Source organism: Xanthocytophaga agilis, from assembly GCF_030068605.1.
Taxonomy (GTDB): domain Bacteria; phylum Bacteroidota; class Bacteroidia; order Cytophagales; family 172606-1; genus Xanthocytophaga; species Xanthocytophaga agilis.
Window position 1 is genome coordinate 71,242 of the sequence record NZ_JASJOU010000004.1, and the last position, 13,829, is coordinate 85,070.

Genomic DNA, 13,829 nt, shown 5'->3' on the forward strand with positions numbered 1-13,829 from the left:
TAACCACTTCGTATGAATATGAGACTTCTTATAACTTGTTTGTTCCTGTTGACCTGTCTGGTAAGTGAAGCACAGAAAAAAGCTCCCAAGCCTACCTGGATTCAGTTGTTCAATGGAAAAGACATGAAAGACTGGCATGTCAAAGTAGCAGGTCATCCGTATGATGATAATTATGGAAATACCTTCAGGGTACAGGATGGTAAAATGATTGTCCGATATGATCAGTACAAGAAATTTGATCAGCAGTATGGCCATATCTTCTATAAGCAGAAATTTTCGGCTTATCTGCTGGCAGTAGAATATCGCTTTGTTGGTGAGCAGGCTCCCGGCGGAGAAGGATGGGCCTGGCGCAATAGTGGTATGATGTTACACTGCCAGGACCCGAAAACAATGGGTGTGAAGCAGGACTTCCCGATCTCTATTGAATACCAGTTGCTGGGAGGTAATGGCAAAGACGAACGCCATACAGCTAACCTTTGTACACCAGGAACAAATGTAATGATGGATGGAAAATTGTTTACACCTCATTGTATTGATTCCAAATCAAAGACCTATCATGGCGATCAGTGGGTACGGGCAGAAGTACTGGTACTGGGAGATTCTGTGCTTACCCATATTGTAGAAGGAGATACAGTATTGCGTTATGAGAAACCTCAGATAGGGGATGGCACAGTAAGCAATTATGACCCGGCTATCAAAAAAGATGGACAACCTTTAACAGAAGGATACATTGCGTTACAAAGTGAAAGCCACCCCGTTGAGTTTCGTAAGGTAGAGCTGGTAGACCTGAGCAAGTATATGAAAGATCCAAAGAAACTGGAAGCAGTACTGGCTGAACTGAAACGTACTGGCAAGGTAAAAGCAGGTACGAAACAGTAAGTAAAAATAAAGTCATCTTAAAACTCTATCACAAATTCATCTCAAACACTAGTCCGAGCATTTGTTCGGACTTTTTGTTTATACCCTATACTATATTTTAATTATAGTTTCTACATAGAAAAATATAGTTTTATGAGAATTTTAACTCAAAAAGAGATAATGAAAATATTTAAAATAAATATGCTGTCTGCCTTTGTAAGTACCTGTCTGGGCTTATCTTGGGTTATGTTAATCCATAGGCCACAGGAAAGTAAAGGAATATATGTCTTATGGACAGCGATTTACTATTTCCCTTTCTTTTTGTTTGTCCTGTAATCAGTGATTTTTTCCTTACCCATATTATCGATAATCGTGTTTTGAATTTTTTATTGGGGAAGTGGTTATTAGTTCTTACTTCTATGGTATTATGTCTTTTGATTGGTATATCCTGCTCTAATCATTTTCATTTCTATTATAGAACTTTGTTTTCGTTTGTAATTAATACATGTAGTGTTTTTTTTCCGTTTTAGTATTTTTGAGAATAAAGCGAATGCTGATTAGTAAAAATATTTAATTGCAACACATATAATTTTCCATTAATGCCTTCATCCATACTATATAAAGATGCTCCTGACTACATTGAAAGCTTAGATTTCGATTATATAGAGACCTATTCTTTTCAGAGAGGTGAAGAATATGAGAAGAACCAAAAACTATTTCAAACTGAGTATGACCTAGTAAAAAGCAGGAAAGGACAAGGTGAGATTTTAACGACGCATGATGAAAATCGATTTAAAAAACTGCATGAGCTTTTATACTATAAAGATTATTTACTAAATGATGCTGGACAATTTCATCCTTCCAGCAAAAGGATTAATTTTTTTATAAACGGTGATCCCGTCATTGACAAAATAAGACTGATTTTACAAACTGAAGTTGTAGAAACGCCAAGATGGTTATGTAAACCTGAATATCGTGATGCAATGGTATTTTATGACAAGAGTGGTAAAGTTATCTCTGTTTTAAATGTTTGTCTTAGTTGTGAATATATGGCAACCGACAGGTTTCATCAAATTAGAGGTGATCGTAGGACATATTACCTGTTGAAAAAATTCTTTATTGAGATTGGACATGAAGTGGAGGATCCTGAGTATTTCATTCTGGAGGAGATGGAAAGAATGAAAAAATCTATGCATATGAAAAATACAAAGCCGGTATAAACGCTCCCATTTGTCTTTAGAACGCAGAAAGCGTACATAAGTATACAAGAGGAGCTTTGGCTACTCCTCTTTCACCAACTCATCTACCACTTTTCCATTTTCATGAACAATGATTTTTGAGACTTTTTGTTTAGTGTCGGTGGCAAACTCAAACTGAAGGTCCCGTTCTTTGCTAAAAAAGAGGTTTGGTTTTTCAGCAAAAATATCCATTCTGGAATTGCTGCTTTTCATTGTCAGATAAGTACCATTTGACTTGATAGTAAAAGAGCCAAACGTTGGATTTTTATAGATTCCTTCATAGTGTTTCAGCGTTTTGGCTGGAAGAGAAATCTCTTTTCGCGTATTTATAGGTGGAGCTTCGTGGTGGTTGTAACTCAGTATATACGACATTTTCCACTCATTGTTTTCAAGCGTCCATAAGTTCATAAAGTTAGCCAATCCTTCTCTACGTTCTGGTTTTCCATTCTGACTTACATAGAAGTAATGCTCGCCCGAAATGATAGCTCCATAAATGCGGTTTCCATCACGCATTGGAAACACCTGGATCGTGCCAGGTACTTCTTCTCGTCTGATTTTCTGATTTGGATTGCCACAAATGTTTTTGGCAAGTGAGTTTGTCAAAGCTGCCGCTCCACTGGTTATTCCTCCCTTGTCATGATAAAACTGAATGTTAGGTGCGATATAGCGGGTATTCTCAGTCAGATTGCATTCATTATAGGTTTTCCAGAAGAGACTATCCAGATGCAGGATAGTTGCCGTCAACTTCTTATTTTCTTCCTGTTCGTTACCAGCTTGTGCACGAAGATTCAAAGAGAATCCGGAAAAGATGGTTACAATAACTATTGACAGAAGGTTGGGGGTGGGTCTCATTTTTGATTGTTTTTATAGTGTGATTTCTCAATAATGTAACTGATGATAAGGCTGATGCCTCCAAATAATAACATCATGGCAAAGAATGCGCCTTGTCTGGGAACATCCATCTTATTGGCAACCGTATTGCCCAGTAGTATGCCAATAGCTATACCAATCATTAAGAGTCCAAAACGCAGTGTCGCTGAGATAACTGCCAGGTTGTTGTTGAACTCTTTGGGGGTTAGCCCTTTTTCCATCAGTGTCATTCGTTCGCGGTGCCGGGTCATTAGAATGACATAGAGAATACCTGCTATAGCTCCGATGGCAGCAAATGAGACCAGAAAATCTCTGAGTATTTCATCCATATGTTTTTGATTCGTTTTGCCATATGACAACCCGGTTTTTCATTGGTTACAACTTTTTTCTAAAAAAGTTATTTAGTAAAATTAGTTGTAACCAAACCGACAGATGGTTGTCTAATCATCGTTATGAAAATCTTCGAAGACGAATACTATATCGAACGTGTGCTAAAGGGAGATGTCTCTGCGTATCGCTTTTTGGTGGAGCGATACAAGAAGATGGTGTATTCCATTGCATTGAAGATTCTAAATGATGCACAACATGCAGAAGACGCTGCACAGGATAGTTTCGTAAAGGCTTACGAACGTTTGCATACCTTCGAGAGAAAATCTAAATTTTCAACCTGGCTATATACTATTACCTATCGCCTCTGTCTGAACAAACTGAAGGAGATGAAGCGGGAGTTTACCTTTCTCACAGAGCAATTACCCAAATGGGAGGATGAGGAGATGGTCTTACCAGGTAGTTTCAACGAACAGGATCAGGAGCGTATCATCAAAGAGTCCATTCAGGCATTGCCTCAGCAGGAAGGTTTGTTAGTGCTGCTCTATTATTATGAGGAAAAGTCTATTCGGGAAATTGAACAGATAACGGGACTGATGGCTTCTAATATAAAAATAAAGCTACATAGGGCAAGAAAAGTGCTGGAAAGAAAACTGAGTTATTTAATCGAAGAGAGATGAAAGAGAGAAAGTTGAAAAAGACATTACAGAAAATGAATCTGGACGAACCTTCGGATGCATTTACAGACCGTATCATGTCTCAGATTGCCACAATCGAAAATTTGAGCCTGGAGCCTGCTATTGCGGAAATAGTGAAAAAGAATGTTGCCACTGACCCATCAGAAGACTTTACATCCCAGATAATGGCTCAGCTTACACCTAAACGACGGGTAGTGATAGAACCTGTCATTTCCCGCAAAGCATGGCTGTGGATAGCAGGTGTGGTATCACTAATTCTTTTGGTTGCGATAATGTCATCACGTAAAGGTCAGATAACCTCGCCGGATACCAATGCTGTGATTGATTCATCTGTACGATTGATCGGGATGTATAGCCAGCAGTGGATTCTTTTTCTGATAGTAATCTGTAGCTTATTGCTGGGAGATTATTTTGTAAGAAGGAAGTGGAGTCCTGCTGTAGAGTAAAAAGATAAGGAATACTTTTTTAGTGAACTACCTGTAAAATAAACAGTTGTTTTGTGAAACAGGTATTCTGCAAATTATCCGGAGCGTATTTCTTAAAGACAGTGCTTGTCTCTGTTTGTGTATGTCTGAGTTTGTGGACTTCTGCTTTAGCCAATGCAACGATTTTGCGGTCTCAAGTTTTTCCGTTGGATAGTCTGATGAAGGAGCCTCATGATTCATTGGTTGTACATAAAATTAAACCTGTTTTCAGTCTGGATTTTCGCAATTCAACCTTTGACTACCAGCCTGTCAGCATATGGGGATTTAATGCGGGTATTGCCTATGGACCTAAAGAACATCATGTTACCCTGGGGTACTACTGGCTAGGATACTTTGCGGAAAAGCGTTTGAGTAACCTGCGAAAAAATGAAGCTATACAGGCAGATGCCTCCTATTATAACAAAAATGATTTCTGGTTTGTTAGTCTGATTTACTGGCGAAATATCCTCTTTAGTGAACGTTGGATTGTGAGTATTCCATTGGAAGTAGGAGGAGGGATGGTAAATGTGATGCCCCATGATGTGAAAACAGACCAGACTATTGGTCGCAGTCACAGAGATTTTTTCGTTCCCGCACAAGCGGGAGTATATGGACAATGGAAAGCCACCCGATGGATTGGATTAAGTGCTCAGGTCGGGTATCGGTATGCTGTCTTTCATACAGATGTGAAGCAGCACTTTACTGGAATATATTACTCTGTAGGAGCTGTTGCCTATCCTGAACTTTTTCATTGGGTCTGGAACAGAGTAATACACAAAAAGAAAAAAGTATACTACTGAATATAGTATCTGCCAGCTTTAAGAAAATTATCTTACTGGTCTGGCAACAGGTCGTTTATACAAAGTACCTTATTACCAGACCAATAGTCTGTATTTTTTCCTCAGTTAAGAGTGTTTGATTACCCAGTCTTTAATATCGGTAATGACTATTTCTTTGTCTACATCATTCAATAAATCATGGTAGTGACCTTCGTATAACTTAAGGGTTTTGTCAGAAGAACCTGCCGTATCATAAAAGAACTGGCTTCCACTGTATTTGGTAGCATTGTCTTTGGTGCCATGTATTATGAAAACAGGTATGGTAATTTTGGGAAATTCTTTTTTCAATCGTTCATCCGCCAGTACCAGTTGTTCCATAGTTTTTGTTGGTTGCGACTCATTGGCAATGAGAGGATCGTTATTCATAAAGTCTACTACGGCCGTATCACGGGAAAAATCCTCATTTTTGAGTTTTATCGTATGCAGGTGTGGAGCTATATGACTTAAGCCTTTGAGTATGGTTAAAGCAAAGTCAGGTGCAGGTACTTGATAGGCAAAGCTTTCACAAATCAGCCCTGTAAGCTTCTCCTGATGTTCCAGTGTATATATACATGATAATACTCCGCCTGCGCTGTGTCCTAACATAAAAACGGGTAGACCTGGATAGTCTGCTTTCGCACTGTCTACCAGTGTATCAATGTCGTTTATGTAGTCATAAATACTTTCCACATAAAAACGCTCTCCTTCGGATTGTCCGCGACCTTGCAGATCAAGCGCATAAACAGCATAATTTTGGGCAGTAAACTGATCTGCTACCCATTGGTAATAGCCACTATGAGAATTTAAGCCATGGACAATGACTACTACTCCTCTGGCATCTGCTTGAGGTAACCAGGTACGGGTAAAAATTTTGAGTCCTGCTTTGTTTGGGAATGTGGCGGTTTGTGGTTCCATGTTGATTTGGGTTTGTTTATGTATGATAAAATGGGAATAGTATTTCTTTCTGGTAAGAATGTGATTTTTAAGATGAAAGAGTTTACGAATTCGGTTTGGACAGATCAATAGATGCACATGAGCAAAAGGATACCAAACCACCAATCGGGAGGCAAGCTTAATGCTCTGGTTTAACTGAGAGTATACTCTGTAATCTACTGACTTTTAAAATTCAGAACTGGAAATGACTTTGAACAAGTCGAACTACCATAGCATGGTACTTACTTCTGAGAAGAGGTACTCGTATCAGATTGTCTTTACTAAAAAAATAGTGAATAATTTCTCTGATTAACACAACTTGCAAATCAAGTCTGTCCGTTGTAAAAAAATGTCGTTTTTTATAGCTGTCCTTATTTTAATTTTCCACTACAAAAAAGAATGTTTTGCGCCTTATATCATTAGTGTAAGCAAAAAGGACACTTTACTGCTCAAATCTGGTTTATTCCTTACAAATCAAAGAGATCTGTCCGCTTTGGTATAGGACATTGTCTGGTCCTTGGCTTTTAACGATACATATTAAATTAAAATATCTTTATAATCAATGTTTTATAAATATAATTAACTGCAAAAGCACTTTTACCTGGTGTTTTTCGATATACAATAGGAGATTTATTATACCAACACCTTGCAGTTGGGCACCTGAGTATAAAACTCATCGGGAATTACCAATGTATTGTCTTTGAAAGAGTAGGCAGACTTATTATTGTAACGGAAGTCAAGTTCTTGTAAAGCTGTCATTTTGATCAGAACTTTAGGAAACTCAGTAAATCGGTTGAAAGACAGATCGAGCTTACGTAAATGAGTCAATTTAGTAAACGATACAGGCAACTTTTTAAGATTATTAACCGACAGATCCAGTTCTTCTACATTTTCAAAAGCAGTTATTTCATTTGGAATAGAATCCAGTTTGCAATTGTGAAAGTTCAGTACCCGAAGAGTGGTGGCACTGGGATGGTCATCTGGAAATTTGATTTTGGTATCTACATTTGACAGAATCACTTCTTCAGGCTGAGCTCCTTTCCATGTGTAGTAACCAATTCCGGTATGGAAGTCAAAGACATCTCCATGAGTTAACATTTCCAGTGCTTTGATTCGAAAAGGATTGCGGTGAGGATAAGTCAAAATAAAAGAGAGTCCTTTCCTATATCGTTGAAAAAACAAATAGCCTAACAATGCGGTTTCTTCCCAGCCTACTATCTTGCACATCTTGGCCATCTTATCCCGTATATCCTTCTCTTTGGTAGTTTCAATGTTTACAAAAGCTGTTGTATCTTCTATCAGATTTTTCCAGTCTGATATAGTTTGTTTTGCCAGCAGCTTTCGTACTAAGGCCCGCTGACCGGCCTCTGGCAATGTTTTGGAATAAATCAAAAGGTCTTCATACATCGATATGGGCACACCCCCACTTTTCATAATTTCAACAGCCATTTTGCAATTGGCTTCCTCTTCTGTACTTAATAAGCGTCGAAGGTTCTCAATAAACAATTTTTGTTCTTCACTGACTTCTTCCAGAAATCTTGTGTTTGACATAGTGTGGTCTGCAATACTTGATTATTTGAGCGAATTAATAAATTTTTACTTTGCAGTTAGGCAGTGCCTTAAAAAATTCTTCCGGAATAAAGTTTTCTATATTGTTTCCCTGATTTGATATATTTCCCCTCAAGTCCAACTCTTCCAGAGAAGTCATTTTCAATAACACAGTAGGAAATGTTGTAATTTGGTTATTAGACAAATCCAGCTTTCGAAGTTTGGGCAGATGAGCCATCGCTGGCGGAAGTGATTTTAACTGATTGTTGGATAAATCTAACTCTTCCAGATTTTCAAAAACCTTAACTTTAGGAGATACCGATGTTAGTTTGCAATTATGAAAGTTAATGCTTCTTAAGGTAGCCGCCTGAGGATGGTCATCCGGAAAAGCGATACCTGTTTTTACAATAGTAGACCAGCCAAAAGATCCATCTTTCCGGTTTGTGTATCCCACACCTTTATGAAAATCAAGATAGCCATCGTGTGTTATCATTTCCATAGCTTTGATCCGGTAGGGATTATTTTGTGGGTAACTTAGAATAAAGGACAATCCTTTCCCAAAGCGCTGAAAGAGTAAATAACCCAGTGTGGCAAGCTCCTGCCAACCTACTTTCTGTACCATTCTGGCCATCTTATCCCGTATATCCTTCTCTTTGGTAGTTTCAATGTTTACAAAAGCCGTTGTGTCCAGAATAATAGTATGCCATTGAAATAAGGCTTGTTTTTCGAGTAGTTTACGTATTGCTGCTCGTATAGCTGAATTGGACAGCGTTTTGGAATAGACAATTAGATCTTCAATCAGTTGAGGAGGTACACCACCCCCTTTCATAATCTCTATCGCCATTTTGCAGTTGGCTTCGTCATCACTGATGAGTAACCGGCGAATGTTGGCAAGCAGTTGTGTTTGCTCTTCGGTTTCTTCTAAAAGAAAATCTTGTTGCGGATTCATAGCTGTGTATATAAAGTTTTAGCACTTTAAAGTAACTATTCTTTATTCTTCTACAAAGCTTTATGTAAACCAGATAACACTAATAAAAGGTGCATAAGGTAAGAAAAATGAGGTTTTTGTTTTCTGCTTTTCACTCTCATATCCTTGTTTTTTTGGAAGAAGTAATCCTTCCTGTCCTTCTGAAAGACTCTCCCTTCACTGTCCTTCTGAAAGAATCTTTTGGCAAAATTAGCGGCCTTTGGGTTCAGAGCGTATTTATATCTCACAGAAACCAAATACAGCTCTATTTGTCACAAGTTTCTTTCAGAAGGACAGTGCGAGATTGTAATTCATCCAAAAGAAGAAGAGGTTTTTTCCTTTGTGAGGACAAAAAGAGTAAGATGGTAAACGAGATCTATTGACGCATCTGTACTATCATTTCTGCTACTTCACGTCCAGATTGCATAGCTCCGTTCAGTGAAGGATAGCGTGTATAATCCCCACAGGTGTAGGTGTAGTTAGTAAGCTTTAGGGGTATGGGCTGCTTAGTATCAGGCAGATATTGTGGCAAGGCGTGAGGTATGGAATAGGTACGGATGTGTTGCCAGTTTTTTGCCTCAGCACCAAACCATTCAATCATCTCCAGATGTACTTTCTGAGCCAGTTCTCCATTGGAATAAGGATACTGACCTACCAGATTCACAGAGATCAGCGCTTCATCTGTAGGCGTATAGGAGGGCGCTACATCCGATAAGACAGCGATATGGTTGACAATTCCGTCTGCATCCGCATTAATGGCCAGCATAGGTCTACTTAATGGGGATTTAGGAGCTGTGAAATAGAGACAGGTAGTTCCGTTAAACTCGACTGATTGGGTGTCAGGATACCAGCGGTGAAACTGCCGGGCGTCAGTAGCAATAACAATTGTATCGGCTTCCAGACTTTCTCCATTTTCGAGGTGTACAATTTTTCCATCTATGTATCTGACTTTAGTTTGCAGTCGGATACTTTGGGATGGGAGGTAAGAGGCTATCTGTCTGGGTATTGCCTGCATTCCCTGTGCAGGAATTACAGCCTGTCCAGTGGCAAACTGTTTAAACAGAAACTGAAAGAACAGGTAAGAGGTATGCAGTTCTTTTTCCAGAAAGACACCACTAAAGAATGGACGGAAAAATGTATCAATGATTTCATCACTATAACCATACTTATGCAAAAAGTTCAATGTAGAGTCGTTTGCCTTTTCGTGAAAGAAGCTAGAGTTGGCAACAGACTTTAACTTTTGACTTAGTTGCAGAATCTTTACCTTATCCCACAACGATCCCACAGGTGCTATCAAGGCTTCCGGAGCTGACAGAAGGCGCTGTAGTGGATTCGGCATAGTATGAAACCTACCTTGCTTGCGGATAATAGCACCAGACTGAAATTCCCGAAATTGCAGGGATTCATATTGGAGTAGTTGCTGAGCCTCCGGATAGGAGGGAAGAAAAATCTGAAAGCCTCTGTCCAGGAGAAAACCGCCTGCTTTATCTGTGCGAACTCTGCCTCCCACAGCATCCGATGCTTCCAGAATCGTTGACTGTATGCCTTTATCCTGTAAGTACTTGGCGCAGGTTAATCCCGCAATTCCTGCTCCTATAATGACTACCATGGTAATATGTAAGTAAAGATGTATCGTTTTGTCTGTTATGGTAGTAACTATCAAGCTGGAATTTTGTTTACTATTTTTGTGGACAAGATAATTTCCTCTCTGCCTTATGGAAGAATCTTGTCGCTACTACTGTTAACATAAGTCTTACGGCTTAGCCATTTGATTTACCAGTTCCAGTCTGCCAACTACACTATTGGGAGGTAAAATGGTACCTGGAGTGGTTACGGCATTAGCTCCAAGACGGGAGTTATCTCCTATCAGGGCGCCAAACTTAGTGACTTTTGTGTCAATGATTTCGTGGTTGACCTTTGCCCAGATACGTTTATCTTCCCGTTCATTGAAGTGATTGGCAATGATTGCTCCGGCTTCCATATTTACCTGATTGCCAATGATAGAATCCCCGACAAAGTTAAAGTGTGCCAGCGCACTTCCGGAAAAGATAAAACTGGACTTTACTTCACACCCTGGGCCTATAGATACATTTTCTGCCAGAAATACCCCTCCCCGAAGATAAGCATGAGCCCCAATGAAACAACCTTTAGAGATGATAACAGGTGCTTTCAGAACAACCCCTTGCTCAACCACACTATCTTTATGAATGGCAATATGATCACGGATGATAAAGTCCGGATCGAGAGTGGCAAGGATCTGAGAGATAATATTTTGAATATCAGTTGTAATTTCCCAGGGGGTAGGATAGTTTTCCAGTATAGGGAGTGTCTGAAAGATGCCAGAAATGGAATGTGGAAGTAACATAGGTAGTATGGTAAGTGGACATACCAAGGTAAGGGAATCCCATAAAAAAAGCCACCCGAAGGTGGCTTCTCTGTTAAAATATATTTCTTATTGATTAGAAGAAATAGCTGATACCCAGAGATGGACTTAGTGAGTTTACATCCAGACCAATAGTCGTGTTATTGTTATTACCTCCCTGAGGATTAACAGAGTTTATATAAAAACCTCTTAATGTTAATTCTGTAGCCCAATGTGAAGATGGGAAGAAGGCAAATCCTGGAGAAATGCTAAAATCGATTGTATTCACTTTTGACTCAGTGGTATTTGTTGAGTTAGCGAATTCTGTTTTAGTCTTCTCCTTACCGAATCCAAATCCTAAACGACTTTGTGCGAAGAAATGGAATTTATCTCCAGATGTAGGAATATAGTATCTGACAAATGGCGATACATTTACAGTAGGAGTAGTCTCAGTAACAACGTTGGTATTGTTAATGTATTTGTTTTTTGTAGTAGTGAAACCCAGACCTAATCCTACAGCAAACTGATCACTAACAAAATAACCTACGCTAGGAGTCAAAGCAAATGAAGAATACTTGTAGTTGGAATTCGCTTCATAACTTTTGGAAGAAACACCAAACTGACCATTGATAAATAATTTTCCTTGTTCTACCTGTGCAGTGGCAGTCATAGCTGAGATCATTGCGATAGCCGCAATAAAGATTTTTTTCATTGTTTTACTGGTTTTTTGGTTAATAAAAGCTGGTGCAAATATCTTTCAGAAAAGGAAAATACAAAATAGAAAAAGCGAATTTCCCTTTTGGAATAAAGGAAGATCCGCTTTTTGTAATTTGTTATAAGTAAGACGATTATTTTTAACTATAGATAAAATTACTTAGAAATATTACGCATACTCTTAAATGCATTAATCAATCCGTTTGTAGAACTGTCATGTGAAGTAACTTCCTCTTCTGTTTCCAGCTCAGGCAAAATCTTGCTGGCAAGCTGTTTACCCAGTTCTACCCCCCACTGATCAAAGCTATAGATATTCCAGATTACTCCCTGTACAAAAATCTTGTGTTCGTACATAGCAATCAGGCTACCCAGTGTATACGGCGTGATACGTTTTACCAGAATAGAGTTAGTAGGACGATTGCCCTGGAACACTTTAAATGGAACCAGTGGCGCAAATTCCGTTTCGGACTTACCTGCTTTGATGAACTCATCGCGTACTTCAGCCTCCGTCTTTCCTTTCATCAGCGCTTCTGTCTGAGCAAAGAAGTTAGACATCAGTAAGGTATGGTGATTGCCAATCGCATTGTGCGTAATAGCTGGCGCAATAAAGTCACAAGGAATCAACTTGGTGCCCTGGTGAATCAGCTGATAAAATGCATGCTGACCATTTGTACCCGGTTCTCCCCAGATAACAGGACCTGTAGAGTAGGTGACAGGTGTACCATTGCGGTCTACATATTTGCCATTGCTTTCCATATCTCCCTGCTGGAAATAGGCTGCAAAGCGGTGCATATATTGATCATACGGAAGAATGGCATGGCTTTGGGCATCAAAGAAATTGTTGTACCATACACCCAGCAGACCCAGTGTGACAGGAATGTTTTCTGCGAAAGGAGTAGTCTGGAAGTGCTGATCCATAGCATAGGCTCCTTCCAGCAATGCTTTGAAGTTGTCAAATCCGATGGTACAGGCTATCGATAATCCAATAGCAGACCAGAGAGAATACCGTCCACCTACCCAGTCCCAGAAGCCGAACATGTTGGCTGTATCAATACCAAACTTCTGTACCTCCTTTGCATTGGTAGACAGAGCCACAAAGTGTTTGGCTACCAGGCTTTCGTCTTTGGCTGAGGTCAGAAACCAGTTACGGGCCGAATGCGCATTGGCCATAGTCTCCTGTGTGGTAAACGTTTTGGAGGCTATCATAAACAGCGTCGTCTCCGGATTTACCTTTTTCAGCGTTTCCACAATGTGCGTACCATCTACGTTAGATACAAAGTGCACACTCATATTAGATTTCCAGTAAGGCTTCAGTGCTTCTGTCACCATCACTGGACCCAGGTCAGAGCCACCAATCCCAATGTTGACGATATCGGTAATGGCTTTGCCTGTGTAGCCTTTCCATTCACCGGAAATAATCTGGTTAGAGAATTTTTCCATTTGTGCCAGCACTCCATTTACATCTAGCATCACATCTTTGCCTTCTGAATAAACAGGCTTACCCGAACGGTTACGCAGGGCAGTATGCAGTACCGAACGACCTTCTGTGGCATTGATGGCTTCTCCACCAAACATGGCTTCAATAGCCTGCTTCAATTGGGATTCCTCAGCCAGTTGAAGCAACAGACTTTTGGTTTGATCTGATATATTGTTTTTTGAATAGTCCAGTAAAATATCCTCGAAAGTCAGCGAGAATTTTTTGAACCGATCCGCATCCTGAGCAAAAAGATCTTTGATCTGACGATCTCTGGTTTGTTCGGCATGAACGGTCAGTTGCTTCCAGGCATTGGTTTGTGTAGGATTTACTTTAGGAAAAGCCATGGGATATGATTTAACTGTTGGTAAAAAATAGGTTTGTATGTATCGGCATGTGTTTGCCTGTAAAAGAATTTCAATATAAGTGCTTTAGTGAAATTCTGCGTGCAATTTTGAGAAGAATCTGTTTACATGCAAATGGTTAAGAATTTTAATATTATAATAAACCCTCTCCCTATTTTTTCGTAGAGTAGCTACAGTTTACAACTACCTTTGT

General features: G+C 39.5%; 14 protein-coding genes. 5 read left to right on the forward strand and 9 right to left on the reverse strand.

The window, feature by feature from the left end; translation table 11 throughout:
* Window positions 1-18 precede the first annotated feature (18 nt).
* On the forward strand, window positions 19-879 hold the full coding sequence (locus QNI22_RS13445) for a 3-keto-disaccharide hydrolase (protein ID WP_314511244.1): 861 nt from the start codon (window positions 19-21) through the stop codon (window positions 877-879).
* A 578-nt stretch (window positions 880-1,457) separates the two neighbouring features.
* Window positions 1,458-2,078 carry a hypothetical protein gene (locus QNI22_RS13450; protein WP_314511245.1) on the forward strand — a complete coding sequence of 207 codons (621 nt, stop codon included), beginning with the start codon at window positions 1,458-1,460 and terminating at the stop codon, window positions 2,076-2,078.
* Window positions 2,079-2,138: 60 nt separating this feature from the next.
* Here QNI22_RS13450 and QNI22_RS13455 read toward each other — a convergent pair whose 3' ends face one another.
* Together QNI22_RS13455 and QNI22_RS13460 are read right to left on the reverse strand one after the other, a co-directional pair.
* Window positions 2,139-2,948, reverse strand: a complete 810-nt coding sequence (locus QNI22_RS13455; RefSeq protein ID WP_314511246.1) for a nuclear transport factor 2 family protein — start codon at window positions 2,946-2,948, stop codon at window positions 2,139-2,141.
* A complete protein-coding gene (locus tag QNI22_RS13460; protein WP_314511247.1) occupies window positions 2,945-3,295 on the reverse strand; it encodes a DUF6249 domain-containing protein in 351 nt (116 codons plus the stop codon). The genes QNI22_RS13455 and QNI22_RS13460 overlap by 4 nt, the downstream gene beginning before the upstream one ends.
* Before the next feature lie 123 nt (window positions 3,296-3,418).
* On the opposite strand from QNI22_RS13460, the gene QNI22_RS13465 reads away from it, so the two are divergent.
* Genes QNI22_RS13465 through QNI22_RS13475 form a run of 3 tightly spaced genes read left to right on the forward strand, consistent with a single transcriptional unit; the run spans window position 3,419 to window position 5,255 of the window.
* Entirely contained in the window at window positions 3,419-3,973 is a 555-nt protein-coding gene (locus tag QNI22_RS13465) for an RNA polymerase sigma factor (protein WP_314511248.1), read from the forward strand.
* The gene (locus tag QNI22_RS13470) at window positions 3,970-4,437 is read left to right on the forward strand and encodes a hypothetical protein (protein ID WP_314511249.1); all 468 of its coding nucleotides are present in this window, start codon (window positions 3,970-3,972) and stop codon (window positions 4,435-4,437) included. Before QNI22_RS13465 ends, QNI22_RS13470 begins: the two co-directional genes overlap by 4 nt.
* Before the next feature lie 53 nt (window positions 4,438-4,490).
* Complete coding sequence (locus QNI22_RS13475; protein WP_314511252.1) at window positions 4,491-5,255, forward strand: hypothetical protein; 765 nt, start codon at window positions 4,491-4,493, stop codon at window positions 5,253-5,255.
* Window positions 5,256-5,360: 105 nt separating this feature from the next.
* Here QNI22_RS13475 and QNI22_RS13480 read toward each other — a convergent pair whose 3' ends face one another.
* The 7 genes from QNI22_RS13480 to pgi form a co-directional block, all read right to left on the reverse strand.
* Complete coding sequence (locus tag QNI22_RS13480) at window positions 5,361-6,188, reverse strand: alpha/beta hydrolase (RefSeq protein WP_314511253.1); 828 nt, start codon at window positions 6,186-6,188, stop codon at window positions 5,361-5,363.
* Window positions 6,189-6,839: 651 nt separating this feature from the next.
* On the reverse strand, window positions 6,840-7,757 hold the full coding sequence (locus QNI22_RS13485) for a leucine-rich repeat domain-containing protein (RefSeq protein WP_314511255.1): 918 nt from the start codon (window positions 7,755-7,757) through the stop codon (window positions 6,840-6,842).
* A gap of 34 nt (window positions 7,758-7,791) precedes the next feature.
* Entirely contained in the window at window positions 7,792-8,703 is a 912-nt protein-coding gene (locus QNI22_RS13490; protein WP_314511256.1) for a leucine-rich repeat domain-containing protein, read from the reverse strand.
* Between the two features lie 394 nt (window positions 8,704-9,097).
* Window positions 9,098-10,330, reverse strand: coding sequence for an NAD(P)/FAD-dependent oxidoreductase (locus tag QNI22_RS13495; protein ID WP_314511259.1), 1,233 nt, complete (start codon window positions 10,328-10,330; stop codon window positions 9,098-9,100).
* Window positions 10,331-10,474: 144 nt separating this feature from the next.
* Window positions 10,475-11,086, reverse strand: coding sequence for a DapH/DapD/GlmU-related protein (locus QNI22_RS13500; RefSeq protein WP_314511261.1), 612 nt, complete (start codon window positions 11,084-11,086; stop codon window positions 10,475-10,477).
* A 94-nt stretch (window positions 11,087-11,180) separates the two neighbouring features.
* Complete coding sequence (locus QNI22_RS13505; RefSeq protein WP_314511262.1) at window positions 11,181-11,795, reverse strand: outer membrane beta-barrel protein; 615 nt, start codon at window positions 11,793-11,795, stop codon at window positions 11,181-11,183.
* Window positions 11,796-11,953: 158 nt separating this feature from the next.
* Window positions 11,954-13,618: a glucose-6-phosphate isomerase gene (gene pgi, locus QNI22_RS13510; protein ID WP_314511264.1), complete on the reverse strand. Its 1,665-nt coding sequence runs from the start codon at window positions 13,616-13,618 to the stop codon at window positions 11,954-11,956.
* Window positions 13,619-13,829 lie beyond the last annotated feature (211 nt).

Coding starts and splice junctions, on each gene's coding strand:
- QNI22_RS13445 (WP_314511244.1), top strand. CDS start 19: ATGAGACTTCTTATAACTTGTTTGTTCCTGTTGACCTGTCTGGTAAGT.
- QNI22_RS13450 (WP_314511245.1), top strand. CDS start 1,458: ATGCCTTCATCCATACTATATAAAGATGCTCCTGACTACATTGAAAGC.
- QNI22_RS13455 (WP_314511246.1), bottom strand. CDS start 2,948: ATGAGACCCACCCCCAACCTTCTGTCAATAGTTATTGTAACCATCTTT.
- QNI22_RS13460 (WP_314511247.1), bottom strand. CDS start 3,295: ATGGATGAAATACTCAGAGATTTTCTGGTCTCATTTGCTGCCATCGGA.
- QNI22_RS13465 (WP_314511248.1), top strand. CDS start 3,419: ATGAAAATCTTCGAAGACGAATACTATATCGAACGTGTGCTAAAGGGA.
- QNI22_RS13470 (WP_314511249.1), top strand. CDS start 3,970: ATGAAAGAGAGAAAGTTGAAAAAGACATTACAGAAAATGAATCTGGAC.
- QNI22_RS13480 (WP_314511253.1), bottom strand. CDS start 6,188: ATGGAACCACAAACCGCCACATTCCCAAACAAAGCAGGACTCAAAATT.
- QNI22_RS13485 (WP_314511255.1), bottom strand. CDS start 7,757: ATGTCAAACACAAGATTTCTGGAAGAAGTCAGTGAAGAACAAAAATTG.
- QNI22_RS13490 (WP_314511256.1), bottom strand. CDS start 8,703: ATGAATCCGCAACAAGATTTTCTTTTAGAAGAAACCGAAGAGCAAACA.
- QNI22_RS13495 (WP_314511259.1), bottom strand. CDS start 10,330: ATGGTAGTCATTATAGGAGCAGGAATTGCGGGATTAACCTGCGCCAAG.
- QNI22_RS13500 (WP_314511261.1), bottom strand. CDS start 11,086: ATGTTACTTCCACATTCCATTTCTGGCATCTTTCAGACACTCCCTATA.
- QNI22_RS13505 (WP_314511262.1), bottom strand. CDS start 11,795: ATGAAAAAAATCTTTATTGCGGCTATCGCAATGATCTCAGCTATGACT.
- pgi (WP_314511264.1), bottom strand. CDS start 13,618: ATGGCTTTTCCTAAAGTAAATCCTACACAAACCAATGCCTGGAAGCAA.